The sequence below is a fragment of the Halarchaeum grantii genome (genome assembly GCF_014647455.2).
Taxonomy (GTDB): Archaea; Halobacteriota; Halobacteria; order Halobacteriales; family Halobacteriaceae; genus Halarchaeum; species Halarchaeum grantii.
Genome location: NZ_BMPF01000001.1, coordinates 307,700 through 331,409 on the forward strand (window position 1 = coordinate 307,700; position 23,710 = coordinate 331,409).

The following is a 23,710-nucleotide window of genomic DNA, read 5'->3' on the forward strand; positions in this document are numbered from 1 at the left end:
GTATCGCCGAGAGAGCCGAGTCGACGCCTCGCGGCGGTCAGCGGCCGCGGTCGTCGGGGGTGCCGTCCGACGAATCGCTCCCCGACTCCCCGTCGGCGTCGTCGCCCCCGACGTCGTACTCGTCGCGGAGCTGATCGAGTTCGTCTTCGACGCGCTCGGCGCGTTCCTCGCGTTCCGCGCGACGCTCGCGTCGGGCCGCCTCGCGTCGCTCCGCACGTTCGGCGTCGCGGTCCGCGCGCGCCGCCTCGACGTCGGCCTCGAGTTCGGCCGTGAGGGCGCGCGCGTCTTCGAGGAGGTCCCGCGCCGCCCCGTCCGGCGGGAGGGCGTCGCCGCTCGCGGCCGCGCGGAGGTCGGCGACGGCGGCGTCGAGGCGGTCGAGTGTCTCGCGGCGTGCGTCGGCGGTCGTGCCGCGCGCTCCGTCAGTATCGGCGAGGCCGGGTTCGAGGAGGCGGAGCGCGCGCCGCAGCGCTTCGAGCGCGCGGACCTGCGCGTCGAGCACCGCGACGGCCGTCGGGATGGCGTCCTCGACGGCGAACTCGGCGAACTCGCGCGGCGTCGGCGGGCGCGGCAGACCGAGCGGCCCCCGTGGCACGTCGCGCTCGCGCGTCCGCTCCTCGACGCGTTCGACGGCGCGTTCGAGCGCGGCGACGCGCGCCTCCAGGTCGTCGGCCATCGTCAGACCATCCCGGACGGAAGACGATTCGCGGCAGTGGGGGACGCGAGGGACTCGTCGGGGCGCGGGACGGGTGACGGAAGCGGGAGCGACATATCGGGTGAAGGGGCGCCCGAGAGGAAAGCGTACCGGCGCTAGAGGCGCTCGTGGAAGCCCCGGAGGTACTGGTCGGGGATCATCCCGTCCTCGAGGTCGCCGAGCTCGTCGGCGGCGTGGAGGCCGAAGTAGGGGTCGCGGAGGAACTCGCGGCCGACGATGGCGAGGTCCGCGCGGCCGTTGCGGAGGATGGCCTCGCCCTGCTCGGCGCTGGTGATGCCGCCGACGGTTCCCACCCGAATGTCGCTCTCGGCGTGCTCGCGGACGTGCTCGGCGAGCGCGAGCTGGTAGTTCGGCCCCGCCCAGTCCGGGTAGGAGTTCGGCGCGATGCCGCCCGAGGAGACGTCCACGAGGTCGGCGCCGGCCTCGTAGAGGATGTCAGCGAGCCGGGCGGACTGCTCGACCGTCCACGAGTCGCGGTCGTCGAACCAGTCGGTGCCGGAGAGCCGGACGAAGACCGGTTTCCCGTCCGGCCACACCTCGCGAACGGCCTCGGTGACCTCGCGGATGAGGCGCGCGCGGTTCTCGAAGCTCCCGCCGTATTCGTCGTCGCGGTCGTTCGTGACGGGCGAGAGGAACTCGTGGAGGAGGTAGCCGTGCGCGCCGTGGACTTCGGCGACCTCGAAGCCCGCGTCGAGGGCGTGCTCGGCGGCGTCTCGGAAGGAGTCGACGATGCCGGCGACCTCGTCGGTGTCGAGCTTCTTCGTCGGCGGCGCCTCCGCCTCGTACGGCCACGGCTCCTCGGTGGGCGCGACGACCTCGTAGCCGCCCTCGTCGGGCTGGAGGGGCTCGCTGCCCTCCCACGGCCGCGACTTCGAGGCCTTCCGGCCGGCGTGCGCGAGCTGGATGCCGGGGACGGCGCCCTGACTCTTCACGAACGCCGTGGTGTCCGTCAGGGCGTCGGCGTGCTCGGTGCTCCAGATGCCGAGGTCCTCGGGCGTGATGCGGCCGCGCGGCTCGACGGCGGTGGCTTCGGCCATGACGAGGCCGGCGCCGCCGACGGCTCGACTGCCGAGGTGGACGTGGTGCCACGGCGTCGCGAGGCCGTCGCGGTCCTCGACGGAGTACTGACACATCGGCGAGACCATCAGACGGTTCGGGAGTTCCGTCTCCCGGAGCGTGAGCGAATCGAAGAGACCTGCCATCGACGCCGACTACCTGCCGGCGGCGAAAATGGCTAGTGGTGGCGGGGCGGATTGCCGAGACCCGCCGCGACCCGCCGGCACGCTCGTCGGCGCGGCCGAACGACCTCAGTCCTCGCCCTCGTCGGGTTCGGATTCGGGTTCGTCGGGCTCGTCGGATTCGTCGGGCTCGGACTCGTGTTCGTCTCCGTCGTCAGCGTCGGGGTCGCCGTGGCGCTCGACCTCGATCTCGACTTCGACCTCCGCGCCCGCGACCTCGAGTTCGGCCTCGGCCTCGGCGGAGGAGCCGAGTTCCACTTCGAGTTCGTCGCGGTCGATTTCGACCTCCACTTCGACGTCGACGTCGATGTCGTCGGTCATACCCGTGAGTGCGGGCGCGAGCAACTACAGCGTACCGGCGCTCAGGGGACGCCGACGAGGGCACGCTGTTCGGCGAGCACGTCGCCGTCGAGCGTCGCCACGAGGTCGCGCTCGCCGCGCCCGAGACGCGCGTGGACGGTGCCGTCCGGTCGCACGACCGCCGAGCGGCCCGCGTAGCGCGCGTCGCCGCTCTCGCCCGTCCGACCGCAGCCGACGACCCACCGCACGCCGTCGAGGGCGCGTGCCCGCAGGAGGAGGTCCCAGTTCGCGGCGTGCGCGGCCGGCCACGCGCCCGGGACGAAGAGCGCGTCGACGGCGCGCTCGGTGAACGCCGCGCTCTCCGCGACGAAGTTCAGGTCGTAGCACGTGAGGAGGCCGGTCGCTCCGGCGGCCGTCTCGACGACGACGCGCTCGGTGCCCGGCGTGACGGCGGCCGCCTCCTCGCCCCACAGGTTGCGCTTGCGGTAGTACGTGCGCGCGCCGTCGGGCGCGACGTACGCGAGCGTGTTGTGGCGGGCGTCGCCGGCGTCCTCGAGGAAGCCGACGAGCGCGGCGACACCGTGGTTCGCGGCGGCGGCTTCCACGGCGGCGAGCTCGGGGCCGTCGCGGGAGACCGCGTACGCCTCGGGCGCGCCGGCGTCGAAGCCGGTGAGCCCGTACTCGGGGAAGACTGCGACGTCCACGCGGTCGGGGAGGCCGGCGAGGCGCTCGCGGACGACCGCGACGTTCGCGTCGGTGTCACCCTCGGCGACGGCGTGCTGGCAGGCGGCGACGGTGGCGTCGGTCATCGCCACGGAGTGGCCGTGCGAGCGACAAGAGTGGTGTGGTCTCACGCGACGCGGCGGGCACGACACGAGTAGCCTTATGCCGCGTCGCGGGCACCCACACCGTGAACAGAGGCACGCATGACAGGAGCAGAGAACCCGGACGCACCGCCGGAGGGGATCGCGGGCGAACCCGGGACCGAGTCGGTCGAACAGTCGAGCGACGTCGAGTACGGCGTCGACGAGCGCCCGCCGACGGGCGAATCGGCGTTACTGGGCCTCCAGCACTACCTCACGATGGTCGGCGCGAACATCGCGGTGCCGCTCGCGCTCGCCGCCGCGATGGGGATGCCGGACCGGTACGTCCCGCTCTACGTCGGGACGTTCTTCGTCGTCTCCGGGGTGGGGACGCTCCTCCAGACGACGGTCGGGAACCGCTATCCCATCGTGCAGGGCGCGACGTTCTCGATGCTCGCGCCCGCCATCGCCATCATCGGCTTCGTCGGCACCGGGAACTGGGAGCAGGCCATCCTCGCGCTGCAGGGCGCGATCATCGTCGGCGGTATCGTCGAGGTCGTTCTGGGGTATCTCGGCGTCATGGGATGGCTCAAGCAGTACCTCTCGCCGGTCGTCATCGCGCCCACGATCGCGCTGATCGGCCTCTCGCTCTTCAGCGCCCCGCAGGTCACGATGGCGGGGCAGGCGTGGTGGCTCGTCGGCCTCACCGTCCTCCTCATCGTCGCGTTCAGCCAGTATCTCGACACCGCCCACCGGGTCTTCCGGCTCTACCCGGTCCTGCTGGGCATCGTCGCCGCGTGGGCGCTCGCCACCGCACTCTCCGTCGTCGGCGTGATTCCGAGCGGGTCGCCGGCGTTCGTCGACCTCGCGCCCGTCGCGAACGCCGACCTCGTGCAGGTGCCGATGCCGCTCCAGTGGGGGATGCCGACGTTCCAGACGTCCTTCGTCATCGGGATGTTCGCGGGCGTCCTCGCCTCCATGATCGAGTCCTTCGGCGACTATCACGCCGTCGCGCGCCTCGCCGGCGAGCGCGCGCCCTCCGCGCGCCGCATCGACCACGGCATCGGCATGGAGGGGCTCGCGACCGTCTTCGCGGGCGTCATGGGCACCGGGAACGGCTCGACGTCCTACTCGGAGAACATCGGCGCCATCGGCCTCACGGGCGTCGCGAGCCGGTACGTCATCCAGATCGGCGCCGTCCTCATGCTCGTCGTCGGCTTCGTCGGGTACTTCGGCGCGCTCATCACCACGATTCCCGACCCCATCGTCGGCGGCCTCTACATCGCGATGTTCGGGCAGATCGCGGCCGTCGGCCTCTCGAACCTGAAACACGTCGACCTCGATAGCTCGCGGAACGTCTTCATCATCGGCCTCGCGCTCTTCTGCGGCCTCGCGTTCCCCGCCTACATGGGGAACGTCGGGAGCGCGAGCGCCTTCCAGGCGGGGATGGCGAGCACGCCGCTCGTCGGGTGGCTCCTCGGCCTGAAGGTCGTCTCCGACACCGTCTACGTCGTCGGCGGCACCGGCATGGCGGTCGGCGGCATCGTCGCGTTCGTTCTCGACAACACCGTCGAGGGCACGCGCGAGGAGCGCGGCCTCGACGAGTGGGACCAGCTCACCGAGTCGGACGAGGCCTTCGAGTCCGCCTACGAGCGCTACGTGAAGGGCGACTGACGCGCCGGCGCTCGCTCTGAGCGTGGGTCTAGGGACCCACGTGGACGAACAGCAGCGGGACCATCACCGCCGCACCCCCCAGCAGGCCGAGCACGAAGGCCGGAATCCCCCGGTTCGGGAGGTCGCGGCCCGTCTCGAGGGCGTCCGGGACGAACTCCGTGAGCACGAGGTAGGCCATCGCGCCGCCCGCGAACCCGAAGCCGAACGGGAGGACGTCGCGCGCGACGCGGACGAACGCGAACGCGACGACGGCGCCGAGCGGCTGTGGGAGACTCGAGAAGACGGCGGCGCCGACCATCCGCCACTCGCCGACGTCCATCGCCTTCAGCGGGATGCTCACCGCGAGACCCTCGGGGACGTTGTGGACGCTGATCGCGACCGTCATCAGCACCGCGAGCGGCGGCACCGTCAGGCCGAGTATCGGGACGCCGGAGCCGAGGCCGAGTTCCGCGAAGGAGACGCCGACCGCGACGCCCTCGGGGAAGGAGTGGACGGTGAGCACGCCGAGGACGAGCACGAGCGTCCGCAGGTCGCCGGCGGCGATCGCGGACGGGTCGATCTCCGGGCTGACCGCGCTCCCGTCGACGTCCGCGTCGGCACCACCGACGTCGAGGCGCTCGAGCAGGCGGTCCGAGACCTCGACGAGGGCGATGCCGACGACGACGCCGGCCGCGAGGAGCACCGGGAGACCCGAGGAGTAGGCGAGGCCCTCGCGGGCGAGCCCGAAGAACGACGCCGCGAGCATGATGCCGGAGGCGACCCCCCAGAGCGCGACCGTCGCGCGGTCCGAAACGTCGTCGACGTAGAAGAACGGGAGGGCGCCGAGGCCCGTCGCGAGGTCCGTGACGAGTCCCGCGAGGAAGACGAACGCGAGCGCCTCGAAGGCGACCATCACGCGACGATAGCGGCCTCCGCGACTTAGGGCTGACTGCCGCCTCTCGCAGCGCGGGAACCCGCCCCGGGGCTTAAGCGCACGCCGGGCGTCGGAGCACGCGTGCAGGCAGACACGAACGCGGACACCGGCGCCGAAGCGGACGCGGACGCGGACGGCCTGTTCGTCCCGGAGCGCGTCGCGGTGGTGGGCGCGACCGACCGCGAGGGGTCCGTCGGGCGCGCCATCCTCACGAACCTCGCGGAGTTCGACGGCGACGTCGTCGCCGTGAACCCCGGCCGCGAGCGCGTCCTCGACTACCCCTGCTACGACGGCCTCGGGGACGTCCCCGGGCCCGTCGACCTCGCGGTCGTCGTCGTCCCCCCGAGCGCGGTCGCGGACGTCGTGCGCGACGCGGGCGAGGCCGGCGTCCCGAACGTCGTCGTCGTCACCGCCGGCTTCGGCGAGGCCGGGAGCGAGGGCGCGAACCGCGAGCGCGATCTCGTGGCGCTCGCCGAGGAGTACGACATCACGCTCGTCGGCCCGAACTGCCTCGGCGTCATGAGCACGCGCTCCGGGCTGAACGCGTCGTTCGGCCCGCAGATGGCGCTCCCCGGCTCCGTCGCGTTCATGAGCCAGTCCGGGGCGTTCATCACCGCCGTCCTCGACTGGGCGCGCGATCAGGGCTTCGGCTTCTCGGACGTCGTCAGCCTCGGGAACAAGGCCGTCGAGGACGAGACGGACTTCATGCGCCGGTGGGCGCGGAGCGAGGAGACGAACGTCGTCCTCGCCTACCTCGAATCCATCGTGGACGGCCGCGCGTTCATCGACACCGCGCGCGAGGTCACGACGGACACGCCCGTCGTCGCCGTGAAGTCCGGGCGGACGAGCGCGGGCGCGCAGGCCGCCTCCAGTCACACGGGCGCGCTCGCCGGGAGCGAGGCCGCCTACGAGGCCGGCCTCGAACAGGCGGGCGTCCTCCGCGCGGAGAACGTCGAGGAGTTCTTCGACTTCGCGCGCGCCCTCGACGGCCTCCCGCTCCCCGAAACGGACGCCGTCGCCGTCGTGACGAACGCGGGCGGCCCCGGCGTGATGGCGACCGACGCCGTCGGGGACTCGGGCCTCGAGATGGCGTCGCTCGCTGACGCGACCCGGAGCGCGCTCGCCGACGCGCTCCCCGCGAACGCGAACGTCCACAACCCCGTGGACGTCATCGGCGACGCGGACGTCGCCCGCTTTTGCGACGCCCTCGACACGACGCTCGCCGACCCCGGCGTCGGCGCGGTCGTCGTCGTCGCCGCCCCGACGGCCGTCCTCGACTACGACGGCCTCGCCGAGGCGGTCGTCGACGTCCAGCGCGAGCACGGGAAGCCCGTCGTCGCCTCCCTCATGGGCGGCGAGCGCGTCGACGCCCCCGCCGACGTCCTCGCGGACGCCGGCGTCCCGAACTACTTCGACCCCGCGCGCGCCGTCGACAGCCTCGACGCCCTCGCGTCCTACGCCGCGATCAGCGAGCGCGACTACGCGGCGCCCCGCGGGTTCGCGGACGTGGACCGCGAGCGCGCCCGCGCCGTCCTCGAACGCGTCACCGAGCGCGAGTCGAACCAACTCGGCGTCGAAGCGATGGACCTCCTCGACGCCTACGGCATCCCGACGCCCGCCGGCGGGGTCGCCGACTCGCCCGACGAAGCCGACTCGCTCGCCGCCGACCTCGGCGGCGACGTCGTGATGAAGGTCGTCAGCCCCGACATCACGCACAAGTCGGACATCGGCGGCGTCGAAGTCGGCGTTCCGCGCGAGGAGGTCCGGGACACCTACGAGACGCTCGTGACGCGCGCGCGGAACTACCAGCCGGACGCCCGCGTCCTCGGCGTCCAAGTGCAGGAGCGCGTCGACACCGACGCGGGCGTCGAGACCATCCTCGGGATGACACGCGACCCCCAGTTCGGCCCGCTGCTCATGTTCGGCCTCGGGGGCATCTTCGTCGAAGTGCTCGAGGACACGACGTTCCGCGTCGCGCCCGTCAGCACCGATGAGGCCGCCGCGATGCTCGACGACGTCGACGCCGCACCGCTCCTCCGCGGCGCGCGCGGCCGCGCCCCCGTGGACCGCGAGGCGCTGCGGGAGTGCGTCGAACGACTCGGCCGCCTCGTCGACGACTTCCCCGCGATACTCGAGCTGGACGTCAACCCACTGCTCGCGCGCCCCGCGTCCGACGACGGCGACGCCGGCGCCCTCGCGCTCGACCTCCGACTCACCGTCGACCCAGAGAAGCTATGACCACGAACACGACGCTCGTCGCCTCGACCGAAGCCAGCACCGGGAAGACCGCCGTGTCGCTCGCGCTCGCCGCGAGCGCGCGCGACGACGGCCGCACCGTGGGGTACATGAAGCCGAAGGGCACGCGGTTGCGCTCGGCCGTCGGGAAGACGCTCGACGAGGACCCGATGCTCGCCCACGACCTCCTCGACCTCGACGCGACCGTCGCGGACATGGAGCCGATCGTCTACTCGCCGACGTTCGTCGCGAACGCCGTCCGGGGCGGCGAGGACGAGGCGGCGCTCCACGAGCGCGTCCGCGACGCCTACGAGACGCTCGCCGACGGCTGTGAGACGTTCCTCGTCGAGGGCGCGGACGGCGTCTCGACCGGCCGCGTCGTCGGCCTCGACGAACCCGCCGTCGCCGAACTGCTCGACGCCGAGGTCGTCCTGCTCGCGCGCTACCGCGAGCCCGGCGACGTCGACGACGTGCTCGCCGCCGCGGACGCGTTCGGCGACCGACTGCGCGGCGTGCTCTTCAACGCCGTCGCCGACGCCGACCACGACACCGTCGCCGAGGACGTCGCGGCCTGCCTCGAACGCGAGGGCGTCCCCGTCCTCGGCGTCCTCCCGCGCGTCCACGACCTCGCGGGGGTCAGCGTCGCCGACCTCGCGGACGAACTTGGCGGCCGCGTCGTCACCGACGCCGGCGGCGACATCTTCGTCGAGCGCTTCCTCGTCGGCGCGATGAGCGGCGAGAGCGCGCTCGGGCACTTCCGGCGGACGAAGGACGCCGCGGTCGTCACCGGCGGCGACCGCGCGGACGTCCAGGCCGCCGCGCTCGAAGCCCCCGGCGTGAACGCGCTCGTGCTCACCGGCGGCTACGAGCCCTCGGGCGCCGTCGCCGGCCGCGCCGAGCGCGCGGGCGTCCCCATCGTCGTCGTCGACGGCGACACGCGCGCGACGGTCGAGCGCGTCGAATCCGTCGTGAGCGGCGGGCGGACTCGGAACGCGCGAACCGTCGAGCGGATGCGCGAGCTGCTCGCCGACCACGCGGACGTCGCGCACCTGCTCGGCGACGACTGACGCCGCGTCCCCGAGACCGCGCGGGCCGCGCGCGCACCGCGACGCCGGTGAGCGAGCCGGCGAACCGTCGCGGAACCGAAGGCGACAACGGCTTTACTCGCCCGCCGTGAACCCTGCGACGTGTTCCCCCACATCGAGTACCTCGAGTGGATGCAGGGCCGGCCCGACGTCGCGATGTACGACCTCGGCTCCACCGATCTGCGCGGTGTCGCCGAGGAGCGCCCCTCGACGATACCGCCCGCGCTGGAGGGACGCGACGACCCGCCGGTCGGCGCGACGCTCGAGATGCAGATCGCGAGCGAGTACGGCGTCGACCCGGAGCAGGTCCTCGTCACTGCGGGTGCGAGTCACGCGAACTTCCTCGCGACCGCGACCGCGCTCGATGCCGACCCCGAGAGCGAGCGCGACGACGACGAGCACCTGCGCGCGCTCGTCGAGAAGCCCGGCTACGAGCCCCATCGCCGCACGCCCGCCGCCTTCGACGCCGCCGTCGACCGCTTCATCCGCGAGGACGACTACCGCCTCGAACCCGAGCGCGTCGAGAAAGCGCTCACCGCGGAGACGGCGCTCGTCACCGTGACGAACCGCCACAACCCCACCGGTCGCCTCGCCGAGCGCGAGACGCTCGAAGCGGTCGCCGAGCACGCCCGCGAGTACGGCGCGCGCCTCCTCGTCGACGAAGTGTACGCGCCGTTCGTCACGGGCGAACAGGCCACCGAGGGCGCGTTCGGCGGCCCGACCGCCGCCGGTATCGAGGGCGTCGCCGTCACCGGGTCGCTCACGAAGTTCCTCGGCCTCGGCGACCTCCGCGTCGGCTGGCTCGTCGCCGACGCCGACTTCGTCGACCGCGCGCGCGAAGTCTCCCACCACGTCCCCGCCGTCTCCGACGTCTCGCGCGCCTACGGGATGCGCGCCTTCCACCACCTCGACGACATCGTCGCCGACCAGCGCGCGATGCTCGAGGAGAACACCGCCCTCCTCGCCGAGTTCGTCGAGGAGCGCGACGACCTCACCGGATTCGTCGCCCCGGGCAGCACGTACGCCTTCCTCCGCCCGACCGAACGCGACGCCGAGCAGCTCCAAGAGGACGCGTGGGAGAACGGTCTCCTCCTCGCCCCCGGCCGGTTCTTCGACGACGAGTCTGCGATACGGGTCAGCCTCGGGCGCGCGCCGCCGGACATGGCGGTAGCGCTGCGCGCGCTCGGCGAGCTGCTCGACGCGCCCGATAGCTCCAACACTTAAGAGGCGGCACGCCGTTCGCCACGGACATGGACGAGACCCCGCAGGAGATCACGTCGCTCGTCGGCCGGGAAGTCTACTCGAACAACGGCGTCTTCGTCGGCGAAGTCGAGGACATCCGCCTCGACCTCGACACCGAAGTCGTCAACGGCCTCGCGGTCGGCGAACTCAACCCCGACCTCTTCGAGAACTACGACACCGGGCGACGCGGCGTCATCGTCCCCTACCGCTGGGTCCGCGCCGTCGGCGACGTCATCCTCATCAACGACGTCGTCGAGCGCCTCAAGACGACCGACGACGAGGAGAGCGCGGTCGTCTAGGAGCTCCCGTTCTGCGATGACGACGTCGCCTCCTGATCGACGCCCATCGCGTTGAACAGCTTCCGTTTCACCGCTTCCTCCGTCAGCTGCAGGAGCGTCTCGCGGTTCTCCTCGGAGGTCTCGATGCCCGTGAAGATGCCGAGCGGGATCTCCGCCGACCCCTGCGTCGAGTGCCCGCCCGCGTCGCCGATCTCGCTGAAGGCGTCCTGGAGGACCTTCCCGATGTTCATCCGGATGTCCTTCGAGCGCGCCGCGAGATAGATCGTGTCGTCCACGATGCCGAACACCGCCGTCGTCGTGATGCCCTCGAGGTTGAGGAGCTGCTGGGCGGCCTGCGCGAGCGCGTCCCGGTTCCGGATGAAGCCCGCGTCGCTGACGAGGTGGCTCCCCTGGACGTCGCGGTTCGTGATGGCCTCCGCGAGCACGTCGAGGGTCTCCGGGCTCATGTTCGGCGACTCCACCTGCTCGAGGACATCGTGGTCCGCGAACGGGTAGAGGTACGCGGCGGCCGTCAGGTCCGCCGGCGTCGTCTCCCGGCGGAAGTCGAGCGTCTCCGCGCGGATCCCGTAGAGGAGCGCGGTCGCGACCTCCTGGGAGACGGAGAGGTCGAACTCCTGGATGTACTTCGTGAGGATGGTGGAGGTCGCGGAGACGTTCGGCCGGACGTCCACGAACTCCGCGTCGACCTCGCCGGAGGCCTCGTAGTGGTCGATGAAGACGTCGATGTCGGACTCGACCTGTATCTCGCCCGCCTTCGCCGGGTCGATGAGCGCCGTCGTGTCGTAACCCTCGATGTCGACGTCGTCGTAGGGCGTGAGCTCTATGTCGAGGAGGTTGACGAACGCGCGGTTCTCCTGATGACCGATCTCGCCGAAGTAGAGGATGTCCGCCTCGATGCCGAGGTGTTCGGCGATCGCTTGGAGGGCGGCCGCCGCCGCGATCGAGTCCGGGTCCGGGTTGTCGTGCGTGACGATCGCCATGCGCTCGGTCGTCGCCTCGATGACGTCGGCGAGCTGGCGGGCCTTGTACTCGAGCTCGCCCGATTCGAGCGCGTGAAGCGCGGCGTCCGCGATCACGGAGGAGGGGTTGACGACGACGTCCGCGCCGAGGTCGGTGAGTTCGTCGCTCGAGACCGGGTCGCTCGCGCGCACCACGAGGAACTGCTCGTCGTCGCGCGCGCGGATGTTCCGCACCGCGTCCTCGTTGGCCTCGACGTCCGACGCCATTACGAGGACGACGTCGCGGTCCGCGACGAGTTCGGCGACCTCCTCCTCGCGGATGTCGGCCGCCTGCGCGTTCAGGTCCTGATCGCGCAGCGCCTCCACCCGGGACTCGTCCCGGTCGACGATGAGCACGTCCTTCCCGCGCTCGACGAGTTCCTCGGCGACCGCGTGCCCGACGCTGCCGCAGCCGAGGATGGCGTACGTCGACATGGACGAGATCGTAGCCCGGCTACTCATGGATAGGCCTCGCTACCGCCCCGCAGTACTTAACGTCCCCGACGAGCGGACTCGTGGCGGCGCGTGCGACGGCGGCCCACGACGGCACCGGAAAGAAACTTATTTGACTACCCCGCAGCAAGTGATGGATGCGTTGGGCCGGTAGCTCAGTTAGGCAGAGCGTCTGACTCTTAATCAGACGGTCGGGGGTTCAATTCCCTCCCGGCCCGCTTCCTGAAGGACTGATGCCGAGTTAGACCGTTAGCGGCTGAACTGGTTACTGATAGGGGTTAGAGCAACTACAACCTTGTGGAACCCCCGGTATTTTGGCGTCAGTTCATCACGAACCTACCGCGCATCGTCGTCCTCCGGTGGTTTTGGTTCAGCCGAAAACGGTGTCTCTCTGCATCGAGTCAATTCTGTCGCGCGCGAGGATTCGGCCTCGGTGATACACCCAATATCTGATTTTGTGGCTTCCACCCGACCTAAGAGGACGCTCCTACAGACTACCAGCAGATAGGTGATCGAATACTACCTGTTCCTTGTTCAGGCTTTGACCCCACCAGAAGTCGGTCAGAGATCATCACTCGCGTTCCGCTGTTCCGCACACCAATCGAGAATCTCCTCACGGAGATTGTCAGGCGTCGGCCCGAACAGTCGTCCAAGCCGCCAGCCGAGGTTGTTCCACGTCAGTTCTTCGAGTACTCCTTCGTACTCTTGCCCCTCAACCGCGCGTGTCCAGCCCTGCTTGAAGTTTCGTCGGCGTCCGTCGGTCAAGTCCTTGCGCTTGTCCTCCTCGTACGTGAGGCCCTCCAAGTCGAACATGGCGAACTCAACATTTCAGAAGAAGACTCATCAATGCTTGCCCCCACGTTGAATCCAGAGATGACCTTAGCCGACGAGATCGAGGAAGTGGAGCCGGAGGAAGTGCGCCTCGATGAAGCGATGCTCGGCTACAACATCTACGTGTGTGGCGAATACGCGGGTGCTATCGAAGGTGTACCCGGTTCGTTGGAGCATCTCGTAGTGGAAATGCATTGGGAGGGGAAGGGGGTGGGTCGAACGGCACTTCGTAAGTTCATCGAGCTGAGTCGTGCTGAGGGGTGTTCTGTTGTCACGACGAACAACGACGTGCATCCCGCGATGACGCATATCCTCGAAACGGAGGGCTTCGAGGAGCAGACAGACGGTATTGGGTGGGAGAAGGAAGTTCAGTAATCTTCCGTCAGTAGATCAAGTGCGACTCCAGTTCCGAACGTATCGCTTCCTGAGTCTCTCGTACGTTCTCCAGTCGGTGACTCACAGCATCGAGGTCGCTGTTACTCTCCTCGACTCCCTCGGCGATCTGCTCCAGTAGTTCCTGCTGTCGTTCGAGCATCGAACGAATTGCGGTCACGTCGTAGTCGGGTGAGAGCTGTTCGAGCGTGGCTGTCTCCTCCGCAATAAGGAGCTGAAGGAGTTCGGATTCGTTCCCGACCGCATCGTTGGCTTCGACGGCGGCCTCCAGCTTATCGCCCTGTTCGGGGGATAACGCCACCTCGATGAGTTCTGGCTCGTAGGGTGTCACACTCGCTCCTGCTCGGGCCACCATGTAAATCGTTGGTCAACAACACATCAAGGGCGGCGAAAAAGCCCCCATACGCCCACAATTAGTAGACGCAGAACGCCGGGATTTTCGCCGTCTCAGCGACCCAAAATCGGAGTGAAATCACCCCAATTTCGCAGAGCGGCTTACCTATCTGCACGCCCTACGGGGGGTGGGTGATGTTCTAACCGGTGGTTAGACAATTGTCGTACTCTTTCGCGTGTACCCTACACTCTCTGCGACGTGGTGCTGTACGGTTTCTTAGACGGGTTTCGGTGGGAAGATTATGCTTCCCCACTTGTAGAGTTGCGGAGCTTCTGTATCGCTCTGCTGTGGCTTCTGATGGGCTACGATCTGGTGGGAAGTGAGGGAGTTGTTCGTCACGGTCGAGCGGGGGGCATACACAGTAGTAGTACTGTTGTAGTTCACCGTATGGTTCACAACTCAACTGGACACTCAAACGGACTAATCAAGTGACTTAACGCATAGAGGGGCAGTAGAACAGCTAACGATATAGAATAGAGTATGACCGTATTACTGTTGTCTCAATCAGTACTATACTACTGTGTATGGTCGGGGGTAGTACTCCGATCAACCTACCTCAGTTACCAACGGGTTGGGCAGTAGGTTCCACGGTAGAGAACCACGACTACCGAGAAGACATTATAGGTTCGACAAATGTCTAAATAGTATTGTTCTTGGGTACCGTGGAGATTGCAGTCTCGTCTGGCTCAACCAGATAATAACACCCGCACATACTCAACCGGGCTATAGGGTTCGACCAGAACCGCTCATCTTGCGACCATAGTCGAAGATCAGAGTCGTATCGGCAGTCGTTTTCAGCCATCGACTGCCAGCGAAACTATCCATACTCCGATCTTCAGTGAGGGGGTAGCGAGTGAGCGACCGATGTGAGTCGAACAAGCCCTCGATGCGGTGATTCCGATGGCACAGGAGCCTTCGGGAAGTCCGAGGATACAAGAAGCGAACAAGACCGCGTGATCTACCGCATCGAGGTCAAGAACGGTCAGATACACGACTTCCGACAACACGATCTCCGACCGCCGAGAGAGTCGTCAGAGGTCGTCCTCAGAGAAGATCAACCGAGCGCTGTTGTCGGTGAGCCACTCCGAGTGCGCTTCGTACTCAGGGTCATGCTCGGCTACGAGTGACCAGAACTCCGAGCTGTGGTTCGCCTCACGGAGATGGGCGAGTTCGTGAACGACGACGTAGTCAACGATCTCCGGCGGAGCCATCATCAGTCGCCAATTTAGGCCGAGTGTTCCGTTCGAGGAGCAACTCCCCCACTTGGTACGCTGGTTCCGAACCTCGATCTGCTCGTACCCAACGCCCATCCGTTCTGCGAAGTAGTCCGTTCGTCGCTCGAACCGTTGGCGGGCATTTCTCCGGTATAGCGTTTCCAAAGCGCGCTCAATGGATGTATCCTCGACGTGGTGTTTCGCAAGCCGAAGCATGCCGTCAACAACGCTCGATGAAGGACGCTGCTCGACGACAACCTCGTGTTCCTCTCCGAGATACGGGAACGACTCACCCGCCTCGAATCGTCGCTCAGGAACTTGGTCGCGGTACTTCTCGAACCCTCTCGTCTTTTCGACTACCCACGCGGCGTTGTCGCGGAGAAGCTCGTCCGGAGTGACTGCCGGAAACTCGGGAAGGACGACGGTGACACCGTGAATGTCCACGTCGATGCGAGGGTTCGAGGCGTCCGAACTATGGCGCACGTCGTACTCGATGGCGTTCCCAAGCAGGTCGATTTCGTGGAGTTGGGCTTTAGCCATGGTTACGGATGAGGTAGTTCCGGAGCGCGTCCACGAAGTCGTCGTTCCGAATCAGGTGGCCGAGATCGTACTGCTTGACCATTACGTCCAGCAGGATACGCTCGATCTCCGAGATGGTCTGCTGGTTCGTCTTCCAGCCCGGATAGTCGCGGTCAACACGGTCGTTGAACTGTGAGACGATCTCCTCGGCTATCGCTTCCGCTTGCTCCTCGGACTCGATTGCGTCGGGTGTCTCCTCCGTGAGGTGCGTGTAGATGGCGAACTCGGCGTCGTCCATCCCCTGCTCCTCGGCATCTTCTTCGACGCGCATCACCGCGTCCTCAACCGACTTCAGGGCCTCCACAGCATCCGGGTCACTGATCTGGTCGTTCTGCCAGCGTTCGACTATATCGGTCACGCGCTCACTCAGCCGTTTGTATCGTGGATTCTGGTTCTCCCGGGGATGGAGATGTTCCCGAGTAGCGTGAGCGATCTGCGACGCTTTCACACCGGGGTTGTCGAGGTCTTCAACGTCTTCGAGGTACTCCTCCCCGAGCTTGTAGGTGGGGAAGTCACGCTTTATCTCCGTGATTTCGACGTTGTCGCTGATTATCTCCCGCGTCTTCTCCCGCATATCCTCCTCAGGGTCGTCCTCTCCCGATGTGGTTCGCGTGAACGCGACGTGAATCCGACTCAGCCACTTGTAGTCCTGCTCGATGCCTTCGGTCACGAGACGGCCATCCGGCGCGACGGCCTCGTAGAGATTCTGGAGGCGACGGAACCCCTGCTTGAACTCGCGACGTTCGGGGTGGGTGCTGACCCGGTTGACCGCCTCGTAGGTGGCTTCCTGCGTGTCGGTTTTCGGAACCCCGTCGAAGATGGTCATCACCGACTCGACTTGCTCGACGAGGTCGTCGAACAGCTCGTCCTTGTCGCGGGCGGCGTAGGCTTTCGTCTCGGCGTCGTAGTCCAGCGCCTCGTCGATGTTCTCGAAGACGCCTTGGAAGTCCACGATCTCCCCGTTCTCCTTGCCCGGTGCAGGCCGGTTCGTTCGGGCGATAGCCTGCATGAGGTTGTGGTTCTTCAGGTTTCGGTCGAGGTACATCGTCTTCAGTATCGGCGCATCGAAGCCCGTCAGGAGCATGTTGTGGACGACGAGCAGTTCCGGGCCTCCATCTTCCTTGAACGCCTTGACGATGCTGTCACGCTCCTCAGAATCCGTGTGGAACTGCTCGATCAAGTCGGGGTCGTCCTTCGTCGCCGTGTAGAGGACTTCGACAGCATCCTCCCCACGCCGCTCGATGAGTCGTTCCCCGTACATCGCCGCCGACCGACGACTCGGTGTGACGACCATCCCCTTCCAGCCGTTCGGCGCGACGTGTTCCGCGTAGTGGTGGTCGATCTCATCGACGGCGCGGTCAACACGCGGCTCGATCTCCGCGAGCGTCGTCGCGTTCACGTTATCGCGGATGAACTCGCGTTTCTCGTCGGTCGTCATCCCACGGAAGTTCTCCTCGAACTCCTCGTCCAATCCCGCCTCGTCGATCTCCCACTCCATCTCGTGACGGAGCGTGAAGTACACGGGAAGAATCAGACCGTCCTCGATGCCGCGTTTCACGGAGTAGCGATGCAGGTAGTCCTCGCCCTCGGGGGAGAACTCGCGGAACGTGTTCTTGTCCTTCTCGCGTTCTCCCTCCTGAACAGGCGTGCCGGTGAAGCCGAAGTGATAGCAGTCGGGTAACGCCGCATCGAGGCGGCTCCCAAGATCGGCCTCCATGAAGCGATGGGCCTCGTCGGACATGACGATGACCTCGTCGTTGCCCTGCACGTCGGGGTCAACGTCCTCGAACTTCTGGATGGTGGTGAGAACGAGTTCGCTCTGCCCTCGCTCGATGAGTTCTTGCAGGTGGTCGATGCTCTCCGCTTCCGTCCACCGTTCGAGGGAGAGGTTCGCCAGCTGGTCGCGCATCTGGCTGTTGAGCTTGTCCGTATCGACGATGATGAACACCTGCGGGTTCTGCGCCACGTCGCGCTTCAGGAGGTTCTCGGCGGCGTAGAGCATCGTGAAGGACTTCCCCGACCCTTGGGTGTGCCAGATGAGTCCGCGCTTGTGTTCGCCCTTCTGGACGCGGTCGAGAATCCGGTTCACCGCGTAGTACTGCATGTAGCGCGGAACGATCTTCGCGTCCCCGCCAGCTCGCCGTTCGTAGAAGACGAAGTTCTTCAGCAGATCGAGGAGCGTCTGCGGGTTACAGAGCGCGTTCACCGCCTGCCGCATCTCGTTGTCGTCCTCGAACTTCGCGGGGGCGTCGTTCCACGGTTCGTAGAACTCTCGGGGAGCGCCGACAGCACCGTAGCGCAGTTCCATCGTGTCGGCGGCGACGTTGAACAGCCCGGGAGAGAACAGTCGCGGTACGTCGTCTTGATAGGCCAGCAGGTCGCTGACGGCGTCGTGCCAGTCGTTATCCTGCGCGACGCTCTTGAGCTCCATCGTCACGAGCGGAATCCCGTTCACGAACAGGGATACGTCCGGGCGGATGGTTGTCTCCCGGGAGACGGAGAACTGATTCACCGCATGGAAGCGATTCTTCTCGGGGTTCTCGTAGTCGATCAGGTCAACGTAGACCGTCTCAGTTGTGCCGTCGTCGCGCTGGACGGTGAAGGTCTTCCCCTTGGTGAGAAGCTGGTGGAACGCCCGGTTGCCGTCCATGAGGTTCTCCGCATCGAGGTCGCGCTTCAGCGAGGAGACGAACTTCTCCACGTTCTCCTCGGTCACGTCCTCGTTGAGTGCGACGACCTGCTCCGCGAGGAGGTTCCAGTAGACGACCTCGTGGTTGCTCCGTTCGTAGGCGTCATCAAGGACTTTCGCGCCTCTGTCCCCGTCTTGTCCGTGGGTTTCCCATCCGACGCCGTCGAGCCACGAAAGAAGCGAGCGTTCGACGCCGTACTCGGATGGGGTACTAACCATGACGGAGGATATGTTCTGGTATTTCTATATCTTTGTTGTTCGTTCTAACTCTTCCTGAGAAAAGGTCGTCCATAAGACCACGCTTTAGTTGGATGAGTTTCCCTTTATATCGCTTTTCACCACGGTGAATATCCGCTTTCCCGGCGATCTCGTTAGTCTTTTTAATTGTACTGTCAATATTATTTAAAATAGTTGCTATCTTGCGCTGTTCTTCTAAGGGAGGAAGAGGAATCAATAACGAGGCGTATTCGCCAGTATTGATGTTTGATTGTGCTGTCGTTTTCGCACGGCGACGAATCCAATCCCAATAGCGCTCACTAAGCGTGTATTGTAATATATATTGATTGTTAACACCTTGCTCAACCAGTCGGTGCCGGATTGAGTAGCCACCAAAACAACACTCTCCGTCAGTAGGGTCATATAAATACGTTTTTCCGAGTGACGCCCCTACTGAACCACTCCGTGCGAAGAGCAAGTCGCCTTCCTCTAAGATGCCATCCACAGCTTTATCTTCGGAAAGGCTTGCCAGACTATCGTCCTGAAGTCCTCCAAAATCATCAAAATCTTGCGTCCTGATGTATCGAGGTTTCTCAGGGTCGTACTCCTCTGCTGATTCAGTAAGTCCGTATTCGGTTTCAAGCGTGACATCTCCTAACCGAACCGCGTACCAGTCCTCGGGAATATCCCCGACAGAGGTTTCATCAAGGCTCGATTTTACGGAAGACTTCGGTAGATCTTCGATGGTATTCTCTTTGTCACCAGTAAACTCATTCAATGTTCGTTCGTTACTCATAGTTAAGCACCTCCAGGTGATTGTCTATCGTTTCTTCGAGACTCTTACGCTCCTTCTGGAGCCTATGTAACTCCGACCATTCTTCTTTGACATTGATGTCCGGACGTGGCTCAGTTGTGTCAACATATAGGGATACATTCAGATTATAATCATTTGCTTGTATTTCATCAATACCGACAACACGGCTAATGCGGGGTTCGTCTGACCATGTTCTGAAATTCTCAACAATATTATTTAATCCCTTTTCGGTAAGCTCGTTTTGATTAGAAAGTTCTCGATAGAACCCCTCAGACCCTGCATAAGCGAAGAATATCTGGTCTTTCTTCGCCTCGGGCTTATCCGTATTCAGGACTAAGATGGCTGAAGGGATGGAAACATTTTGGAATAGATTGTCGGGCAATCCAACAATTGCCTCAACATAGTCTCTATTAACCATCGGCTTTCGATAGCGGTCTTCGTTACTTCTAAATAACACACCATTTGGAATGAGGATTGCGGCCTTCCCGCCAACGCCGTCCTGATCGGGGCGCTTCAACTGCTTCGCCATGTGCATGATGAAGGCGTAGTCGCCTCGGTCGGCACGCGGGAGCTTCTCGTGCCAGTCGAAGCGCCCGTAGGGGTCGTCTTGGAGGTCGTCTTTCGCCCAATCAGCCGAGAACGGGAAGTTAGCAAGCACGCGGTCAAAGCGCGTGAGTTCGTTCTCCTCGTCGTTCGTGAACGCGGGGTTGGAGAGTGAATCCTCGCGCTGTATCTCTCCATCGAGGCCGTGTATGGAGAGGTTCATCTTCGCAATCGCGGCAATGTCCGGGTTGATCTCCTGCCCGGTGAACGTCATCTTCGAGGGGTCGCCGCCTTGTTCCTCGCGGTAGTACCGCGCCGCCTCGATGAGCATCCCACCGGAGCCAACGGTCGGGTCGTGGAACGTCATGCCGTCCTCGAAGGAATCGACGAGCCGAACGCAGAGGTTGACGATGTGCGGTGGCGTGAAGAACTGCCCGCCGGACTTGCCTTCTTCCTCCGCGAAGTGCCGCACCAAGTCCATATACGCCTCTCCGAGCATATCCGGCGGAACGCTGTCGCGGTCAAGGTCGTACTGTGACAGGTGTTCGATCAGCCGCCCGAGTCGGTCGTCATCGAGGGCGTCGGCGTCGATGTAGTCAGCTCGAAAGACGCCCTGAAGCTGAGGGTTCTCCTCGACGAGTGCGTCGAAGGCCTCATTCAGCGCTTGATCGACGTTGTCGGAGACGGCGCGAAGGTCGTCCCACAGGTAGCCTTCGGGGACGATGGGAATGTCGTAGAGGTTCTCGCGCCGGGCGAACTCCTCGCCGTACTCCTCGGCGTTTTGCTCGTACTGTACCTCGAACTCGTCGGAGATCGACTTGTAGTAGACGAGTGGGAGGATGTATTCCTTGTAGTCGGTGGGGTCAACGGCGTCGCGGATTATGTCCGCGCATTTGAATAGGTGAGATTCGAGGTCGTCAAGTGAGATGGGCATACCTGTGGGTGCCTCTCTGTTGGTATATCTTCTGCGGTGAAGTGCGATGGTGATAGACGCGAAAAGTCCCCGCTGGTATCCAAGAGGGATACCAACGGGAGAGGAGTACAGCGTGACTCAACGCATCGAGGGGGAGTGTGGAAATATCTGGTAGGAGCGGGGCAGATGGTAGAGAATGGAAGAAAGTAGTATATGATCGAATCGTGGGGAATAGCGTTATAGGATAGGTGTTCCGGTGATTCCGCACCTCGATGTGTTGATTCACGGTGTGATCTGCTCAAGTGTTCTAACCCGTGATTCTCAAGTTGCAAACCCCCCCCATGCTCCCCCAATCCGGGGCTGTTGCTCTGGCCGCTCGTTCACGTAGGGACTTTCTGAGCCTATTTTACCGTCGTTACACGCGTTACAGCGCGCACGGTTCGGAACCGCTCAACCTAAGAGGCGTTACTGCCGGCGACTCATCGAGCGCAAGGTCTTGTGTTCGCCTCTTTGCTCTCTGCCGACAGCCCCTCACCATCCAGTTGTTACTACGAGCGTTGATGGATACCCCGACTCGAAGGTCAGGACAGCCACCATAGCCTTGACGAGCAAATCGCTTGCCGAAATTTCACCGGCCACCATTCCGCAGAATCGTTCGTCGAACTCAGCTACGTCGAATCAACCAGCCGAGTGTTACCTCGGTCAAGCCATTCCCGATAGTCGCCAGTACAGACACTACAGAGGTAATACTCGAACGTCTCTGCTTCCGGGAGATGGTCTTCCGGGTTGTTCGTCTGGCTGATCTCTACGTGCGAGTCGTAACTGTCGAACGTATTGCCGCACCGCTCACAGGGTCGAAGAAGATCGTGTTCAGGCATCGTTATCGAAAGGACGTGACTGATCGAGTGATCAAACGCATAGAGGGGAAGGAGACTAACAACGAGTGGAAGACTGAACGAGTATTCCGAATCGCTGTTTCTACTCCGCTCGGTCTATGCGTGAAGACACGAGAGGAGTCACCGGGTTCTCCACCGTGCTTCTACCTTCCTACACTCCTATTAATGGTAAAGGGTTAATATACCACCCCCGGAGTTTATAAGTAAAGTATAATGTAATTGGGTTGTTTTGGGGCGAATACCGCCGATAACGGCCAATTTCGCGTGAAACGGCCAATTTCGCGTGATTTTGTCGGTTCATCGTTCTCGCGCGCGGTTGCCGGTTTACGAAGTTCCGCGTATAGGGTACGAACGTCAGAGTTCGGAAACCCCTACTCTATGCGCCCGAACACGGAGAAGTCCTCCAGCCGCTCGTTCGACCAATGGTACGCGTTCCCGCGTCCACCACGTCGATGGGTTACGTAACCCTCCTCGTCCAGCTCCTTCATCAGCTCGCCAACCTGCCGTGTCGTCACGGACACCGACTCCGCGATCTCACCGTTCGTCCACTCACCATCCGGCCACTTCTCCGAGCTACGTAATGCCTCCACGACCTCCTGCATCCCCTTCGACCACGTCGTCACGTCTACTCGCTCATCTGCCTCAACCCATCGAGGGAGGCGAGAGGTGTGAACGTACACCCTCGCTCCATGCTTTCCATCGCTCTCGGTTCGACCGAATCGCATGACTGCTTGAAGGACTTCGTACTCGGCAACGTCTCTAAAGAGCGCGTTTCCGAGCGGCCCGAAGTCGAGATCAACACCCTTCGTGATTCTCCCCTCGTCGTCCGTCTTCCTCTCGACAGCGTCCCCGTTCAATGCACCCCATCGCTGAACTGCTTCACCCTCAGGAGGATGCGGGCTTCCAATCACCACCCCAAGTCGCGTCTCCTCGAACTCGTTACTTCCCTTCAGGTTGCCGTAGTGTTCAGCGACCTCGATGTGTCCGTCCACCTCGGTTGATTCGTACTGCTCTTTCGCTTGCTTCGACGTGATAACCGACGGTCGGTGTCCCTCTCGGCTGTGGATGTTCTCCAAGAGCGCGCCGTCCGACCTGACGTTCACGTTGTTCCCGCTCTGATAGGGTTTCGCGCCGCCGTCGGTCTGAATGATTTCGAGGCCGAGAACGTCCCGTAGGTATTCTCGCTTCTCTCGATCAGAGTTCAAGACTGGCTCATGCACTATGTAATCGCCGCCGAGGACGAGACGCCACTTCGTAAGCGTCGGTGTCCCATCGAGCGCAACAACGCTCTCAGCCGCATAGAGGGGCGGTGGAATCAGTACCGTCCACTCGTCCTCGGGACTCCGAACGGCCTTCCGTCCAGACCCGAGGTTCGCGTACTCCCACTCGTTGTCCAGTAGCTCGAACTCAAGACCAGCATGGGTAAGGAGCGGAGCATGAGCGTGAAATCCGGGTTTCCGCTGTAACTGGACGCGGGTGTCGCGGTGGGAATAGAACCCAAGGTCGTCCTTCCACTCTCGGACAGCGTCCTCGTGTTCGTCGTTGTTGCGTCGCCGAATAAGGTCTTTCCAGTTCTTGAATGGAAGCCTTTCCTCGGCATTTAGGTAGTTCCTGATCGCTCTCGTCGCCTCATTATGCGTCGGCGTGAAGAAGTACGCATCTCCGGGGAACTCGTCGAACGCGACGTAGCGATCTTCGAGATAGTCGCGATTGTGAGCCTGAAGGTAGTGGCCGATCAGCACATCATAGTTCTCGGGACTGAAATCCCTGCTCTCCATGTACGGACACCGTCCATCGTGCTGGCTGGGTAGTCGCTCCCCGAAGTACCGTTCCGCATCACGATGGAGTTGTGCGCCCGAAATGCCGGACGCATAGACCTCGCGTACCTCCGCCTCGATGGAGTCTTTCGCAGGTGGTGATTCTCGCTCGTGATCTATCGTCCCGCACTCTCGATGGAACGCCGGGAGAGTTCGGTGTGATAGCCCGCGATCAACACACCAGTCTTCGTACTGGCCGTACAGTTCGCTTCGAGCTGTGAATACAGTAAGCGGGCGGCCCGTGTCCTCGGCCCATTCGACGACGCCGTAGCTCTTGCCCATAGCTGGAAGCGCCTCGATGAGTGTTTTCTCGTCGTTGCGAAACGCATCTCGGAGTGCCGTGGCGAGACGATCACGGACGCTATCGAGTGATAGCTCCGACCGGGTATCCGTAAATAGGCTCACGCTGTGAATACTGTAGCTGGTTCGATACCGGGATTAAAATCTATGGAATCAAAT

Annotated in this window: 20 protein-coding genes and 1 tRNA gene; 8 read left to right on the plus strand and 13 right to left on the minus strand. The window is 64.2% G+C overall.

Going from position 1 to position 23,710, the window contains the following annotated elements; translation table 11 throughout:
• Positions 1–37: 37 nt before the first annotated feature.
• The 4 genes from IEY12_RS01570 to IEY12_RS01585 all read right to left on the minus strand — a co-directional run bounded on the left by IEY12_RS01570 (position 38) and on the right by IEY12_RS01585 (position 3,059).
• Positions 38–673, minus strand: coding sequence for a DUF7547 family protein (locus IEY12_RS01570; RefSeq protein ID WP_188877417.1), 636 nt, complete (start codon positions 671–673; stop codon positions 38–40).
• A gap of 134 nt (positions 674–807) precedes the next feature.
• Positions 808–1,914 carry an NADH:flavin oxidoreductase/NADH oxidase gene (locus tag IEY12_RS01575; RefSeq protein ID WP_188877419.1) on the minus strand — a complete coding sequence of 369 codons (1,107 nt, stop codon included), beginning with the start codon at positions 1,912–1,914 and terminating at the stop codon, positions 808–810.
• 105 nt (positions 1,915–2,019) lie between these two features.
• Positions 2,020–2,271 (minus strand): hypothetical protein, encoded by a 252-nt coding sequence (locus tag IEY12_RS01580; protein ID WP_188877421.1) that lies wholly within the window; start codon positions 2,269–2,271, stop codon positions 2,020–2,022.
• 41 nt (positions 2,272–2,312) lie between these two features.
• Positions 2,313–3,059, minus strand: a complete 747-nt coding sequence (locus IEY12_RS01585) for a carbon-nitrogen hydrolase family protein (protein ID WP_188877427.1) — start codon at positions 3,057–3,059, stop codon at positions 2,313–2,315.
• Positions 3,060–3,176: 117 nt separating this feature from the next.
• On the opposite strand from IEY12_RS01585, the gene IEY12_RS01590 reads away from it, so the two are divergent.
• Entirely contained in the window at positions 3,177–4,727 is a 1,551-nt protein-coding gene (locus tag IEY12_RS01590; RefSeq protein WP_188877429.1) for a uracil-xanthine permease family protein, read from the plus strand.
• Positions 4,728–4,755: 28 nt separating this feature from the next.
• On the opposite strand, the gene IEY12_RS01595 is transcribed toward IEY12_RS01590, so the two are convergent.
• Complete coding sequence (locus tag IEY12_RS01595) at positions 4,756–5,619, minus strand: ZIP family metal transporter (protein WP_188877444.1); 864 nt, start codon at positions 5,617–5,619, stop codon at positions 4,756–4,758.
• 102 nt (positions 5,620–5,721) lie between these two features.
• Between IEY12_RS01595 and IEY12_RS01600 the strand changes: the two genes are divergently transcribed.
• The 4 genes from IEY12_RS01600 to IEY12_RS01615 all read left to right on the plus strand — a co-directional run bounded on the left by IEY12_RS01600 (position 5,722) and on the right by IEY12_RS01615 (position 10,501).
• The gene (locus IEY12_RS01600; RefSeq protein WP_188877449.1) at positions 5,722–7,878 is read left to right on the plus strand and encodes an acetate--CoA ligase family protein; all 2,157 of its coding nucleotides are present in this window, start codon (positions 5,722–5,724) and stop codon (positions 7,876–7,878) included.
• Positions 7,875–8,942, plus strand: a complete 1,068-nt coding sequence (locus IEY12_RS01605; protein WP_188877453.1) for a phosphotransacetylase family protein — start codon at positions 7,875–7,877, stop codon at positions 8,940–8,942. The genes IEY12_RS01600 and IEY12_RS01605 overlap by 4 nt, the downstream gene beginning before the upstream one ends.
• Before the next feature lie 120 nt (positions 8,943–9,062).
• Positions 9,063–10,184, plus strand: a complete 1,122-nt coding sequence (locus IEY12_RS01610; protein WP_188877457.1) for a pyridoxal phosphate-dependent aminotransferase — start codon at positions 9,063–9,065, stop codon at positions 10,182–10,184.
• Positions 10,185–10,210: 26 nt separating this feature from the next.
• The gene (locus IEY12_RS01615; protein ID WP_188877464.1) at positions 10,211–10,501 is read left to right on the plus strand and encodes a PRC-barrel domain-containing protein; all 291 of its coding nucleotides are present in this window, start codon (positions 10,211–10,213) and stop codon (positions 10,499–10,501) included.
• Here IEY12_RS01615 and IEY12_RS01620 read toward each other — a convergent pair.
• Positions 10,498–11,961 carry a DHH family phosphoesterase gene (locus IEY12_RS01620; protein WP_188877467.1) on the minus strand — a complete coding sequence of 488 codons (1,464 nt, stop codon included), beginning with the start codon at positions 11,959–11,961 and terminating at the stop codon, positions 10,498–10,500. The genes IEY12_RS01615 and IEY12_RS01620 overlap by 4 nt on opposite strands.
• 135 nt (positions 11,962–12,096) lie before the next feature.
• On the opposite strand from IEY12_RS01620, the gene IEY12_RS01625 reads away from it, so the two are divergent.
• Positions 12,097–12,170, plus strand: a tRNA-Lys gene (locus tag IEY12_RS01625).
• Between the two features lie 343 nt (positions 12,171–12,513).
• On the opposite strand, the gene IEY12_RS01630 is transcribed toward IEY12_RS01625, so the two are convergent.
• A complete protein-coding gene (locus tag IEY12_RS01630) occupies positions 12,514–12,765 on the minus strand; it encodes a hypothetical protein (protein ID WP_188877471.1) in 252 nt (83 codons plus the stop codon).
• A gap of 60 nt (positions 12,766–12,825) precedes the next feature.
• Here IEY12_RS01630 and IEY12_RS01635 point away from each other — a divergent pair, with 60 nt between their 5' ends.
• Complete coding sequence (locus tag IEY12_RS01635) at positions 12,826–13,158, plus strand: GNAT family N-acetyltransferase (protein WP_188877472.1); 333 nt, start codon at positions 12,826–12,828, stop codon at positions 13,156–13,158.
• 7 nt (positions 13,159–13,165) lie between these two features.
• Here IEY12_RS01635 and IEY12_RS01640 read toward each other — a convergent pair whose 3' ends face one another.
• The gene (locus tag IEY12_RS01640) at positions 13,166–13,507 is read right to left on the minus strand and encodes a hypothetical protein (RefSeq protein WP_188877479.1); all 342 of its coding nucleotides are present in this window, start codon (positions 13,505–13,507) and stop codon (positions 13,166–13,168) included.
• A 929-nt stretch (positions 13,508–14,436) separates the two neighbouring features.
• Here IEY12_RS01640 and IEY12_RS16055 point away from each other — a divergent pair.
• On the plus strand, positions 14,437–14,697 hold the full coding sequence (locus tag IEY12_RS16055; RefSeq protein ID WP_483866949.1) for a DUF8139 family protein: 261 nt from the start codon (positions 14,437–14,439) through the stop codon (positions 14,695–14,697).
• Here IEY12_RS16055 and IEY12_RS01645 read toward each other — a convergent pair.
• The 5 genes from IEY12_RS01645 to IEY12_RS01665 form a co-directional block, all read right to left on the minus strand.
• Positions 14,602–15,324, minus strand: coding sequence for a M48 family metallopeptidase (locus IEY12_RS01645; protein ID WP_188877482.1), 723 nt, complete (start codon positions 15,322–15,324; stop codon positions 14,602–14,604). The two genes, IEY12_RS16055 and IEY12_RS01645, sit on opposite strands and share 96 nt — an antisense overlap.
• Complete coding sequence (locus tag IEY12_RS01650; RefSeq protein ID WP_188877485.1) at positions 15,317–18,271, minus strand: type I restriction endonuclease subunit R; 2,955 nt, start codon at positions 18,269–18,271, stop codon at positions 15,317–15,319. Before IEY12_RS01650 ends, IEY12_RS01645 begins: the two co-directional genes overlap by 8 nt.
• The gene (locus IEY12_RS01655) at positions 18,264–19,064 is read right to left on the minus strand and encodes a restriction endonuclease subunit S (RefSeq protein WP_188877487.1); all 801 of its coding nucleotides are present in this window, start codon (positions 19,062–19,064) and stop codon (positions 18,264–18,266) included. Before IEY12_RS01655 ends, IEY12_RS01650 begins: the two co-directional genes overlap by 8 nt.
• The gene (locus tag IEY12_RS01660; protein ID WP_188877489.1) at positions 19,057–20,559 is read right to left on the minus strand and encodes a type I restriction-modification system subunit M; all 1,503 of its coding nucleotides are present in this window, start codon (positions 20,557–20,559) and stop codon (positions 19,057–19,059) included. The genes IEY12_RS01655 and IEY12_RS01660 overlap by 8 nt, the downstream gene beginning before the upstream one ends.
• 1,246 nt (positions 20,560–21,805) lie before the next feature.
• Entirely contained in the window at positions 21,806–23,656 is a 1,851-nt protein-coding gene (locus IEY12_RS01665) for a hypothetical protein (protein WP_188877491.1), read from the minus strand.
• Positions 23,657–23,710: the final 54 nt, after the last annotated feature.

Coding starts and splice junctions, on each gene's coding strand:
- IEY12_RS01570 (WP_188877417.1), bottom strand. CDS start 673: ATGGCCGACGACCTGGAGGCGCGCGTCGCCGCGCTCGAACGCGCCGTC.
- IEY12_RS01575 (WP_188877419.1), bottom strand. CDS start 1,914: ATGGCAGGTCTCTTCGATTCGCTCACGCTCCGGGAGACGGAACTCCCG.
- IEY12_RS01580 (WP_188877421.1), bottom strand. CDS start 2,271: ATGACCGACGACATCGACGTCGACGTCGAAGTGGAGGTCGAAATCGAC.
- IEY12_RS01585 (WP_188877427.1), bottom strand. CDS start 3,059: ATGACCGACGCCACCGTCGCCGCCTGCCAGCACGCCGTCGCCGAGGGT.
- IEY12_RS01590 (WP_188877429.1), top strand. CDS start 3,177: ATGACAGGAGCAGAGAACCCGGACGCACCGCCGGAGGGGATCGCGGGC.
- IEY12_RS01595 (WP_188877444.1), bottom strand. CDS start 5,619: ATGGTCGCCTTCGAGGCGCTCGCGTTCGTCTTCCTCGCGGGACTCGTC.
- IEY12_RS01605 (WP_188877453.1), top strand. CDS start 7,875: ATGACCACGAACACGACGCTCGTCGCCTCGACCGAAGCCAGCACCGGG.
- IEY12_RS01615 (WP_188877464.1), top strand. CDS start 10,211: ATGGACGAGACCCCGCAGGAGATCACGTCGCTCGTCGGCCGGGAAGTC.
- IEY12_RS01620 (WP_188877467.1), bottom strand. CDS start 11,961: ATGAGTAGCCGGGCTACGATCTCGTCCATGTCGACGTACGCCATCCTC.
- IEY12_RS01630 (WP_188877471.1), bottom strand. CDS start 12,765: ATGTTCGACTTGGAGGGCCTCACGTACGAGGAGGACAAGCGCAAGGAC.
- IEY12_RS01635 (WP_188877472.1), top strand. CDS start 12,826: ATGACCTTAGCCGACGAGATCGAGGAAGTGGAGCCGGAGGAAGTGCGC.
- IEY12_RS01645 (WP_188877482.1), bottom strand. CDS start 15,324: ATGGCTAAAGCCCAACTCCACGAAATCGACCTGCTTGGGAACGCCATC.
- IEY12_RS01650 (WP_188877485.1), bottom strand. CDS start 18,271: ATGGTTAGTACCCCATCCGAGTACGGCGTCGAACGCTCGCTTCTTTCG.
- IEY12_RS01655 (WP_188877487.1), bottom strand. CDS start 19,064: ATGAGTAACGAACGAACATTGAATGAGTTTACTGGTGACAAAGAGAAT.
- IEY12_RS01660 (WP_188877489.1), bottom strand. CDS start 20,559: ATGCCCATCTCACTTGACGACCTCGAATCTCACCTATTCAAATGCGCG.